Consider the following 1,280-nt stretch of genomic DNA (forward strand, 5'->3'; position numbering starts at 1 on the left):
GATTTGTGCGGGATGGATGAGAATTCTGATCCAGTTTTTTCAGAGCAAGCCATTGCCCGCGCGCTCGAACAGGCAAGTGGTGAGATTGATGTGCATTTGTCTCATCGCTACTCAATCCCCATTGCTGGACAGCCAGCGGCTCTGGGTATGATCTGTGTCAATATTGCTGTTTATAATTTAGCCATACGCCATACGGCACTGACCACGACTATTGAAGATCGTTACAAACAGGCGGTTGATTTGCTGAAACGTATTGCCGAAGGCAAAGCGGGTTTAGGTATAGATGAACCTAAAATTATGAGCGAAGATGGTCCCGTGCGTGATGGGGCTTTCTTCCATGCCAAGCCGCGTTTGATGGGAAGATAATATGTCTGTTGCAACCCATATTGAGATTAAAGAGACAGGGCTTGAAGCGGCTTTATCCTTTTTGCAAAAGGGAGCTGATCGCTCGATGGGGACTTTGGCACAAGGGGTTGGGCGTCTCATTCAAGAAAGCACAAGGCGGCGGATTCAAAGTGAAAAAATGTCTGCTCAAGGAGAGAAGTGGAAAAACAATCATGCCCGCACCTCCATTCTTTATGCCAGTGGGGCGCTTTCACGCTCCATTGATATGAAAGCTTCACCAGAACAGGTGATTGTGGGCTCTGGGTTGGTTTATGCGCGGATTCATCAATTGGGTGGGGTTATTCGCCCGAAAAATGGCAAGACACTGCGCTTTTTTCTTAAAAGCGGCAATGCACACCGCTTTGTTTGTGTGCATCAAGTGACCATGCCCGCACGCCCTTATTTGGGGCTTTCAGAGCACAATAAAGTGGAAATTGTCAAAGCGACAGAAGATTGGCTGGAAAGGGTCTTTTCATGAGTCAAACGATCACACAAGCAGGGCGCATTAATCAGTTTCGTGAAGCGGTGATAAGAAGCCTTAAAGGCGCTTTACCGGATGTGCGTGATTGCGGCTGTCAATTTGGACGTTTTAACTTAGAAGAACTTGAAACACAAATGCTGGTGGCTCCAGCAATACGGGTTGCGGTGTTAGAAAGCCGTTTAATTTCTGTTGCTTCTGGACAGATGAGTGCGGATCTTCATTTAGGGGCTTTTATTATTACCACAGGTAAAGAGCGTGATGTTTCCAGTTGGCTTTTAGCAGAAGCCATTGCGGTGCTTTGTCATAGCGGGCAATTGTGGGGACTAACGCATTTGAGTGCCCCGCGTGAGGTGCAAATTGAACCGATTATCTCTGCGGCGATTAAGCAGCGTGGTGTATCGATAAGCGTGGTGGA

3 protein-coding genes are annotated in these 1,280 nt (G+C 47.6%); all 3 read left to right on the forward strand.

Annotation, left to right across the window (positions count from 1 at the left end; genetic code table 11):
* A partial coding sequence (locus ACFING_RS09815; protein WP_375630777.1) for a phage protein Gp36 family protein occupies positions 1 to 366 on the forward strand: 366 nt, incomplete at its 5' end.
* A gap of 1 nt (position 367) precedes the next feature.
* Complete coding sequence (locus ACFING_RS09820) at positions 368 to 862, forward strand: phage virion morphogenesis protein (RefSeq protein ID WP_375630779.1); 495 nt, start codon at positions 368 to 370, stop codon at positions 860 to 862.
* A partial coding sequence (locus ACFING_RS09825; protein ID WP_375630781.1) for a hypothetical protein occupies positions 859 to 1,280 on the forward strand: 422 nt, incomplete at its 3' end. The genes ACFING_RS09820 and ACFING_RS09825, both read left to right, overlap by 4 nt.

The organism is Bartonella sp. AP150HLJHH, from assembly GCF_042196385.1.
GTDB lineage: Bacteria > Pseudomonadota > Alphaproteobacteria > Rhizobiales > Rhizobiaceae > Bartonella.

Bases quoted from the DNA above. Each gene is read 5' to 3' on its own strand.
- ACFING_RS09820 (WP_375630779.1), top strand. From the start codon at position 368: ATGTCTGTTGCAACCCATATTGAGATTAAAGAGACAGGGCTTGAAGCG.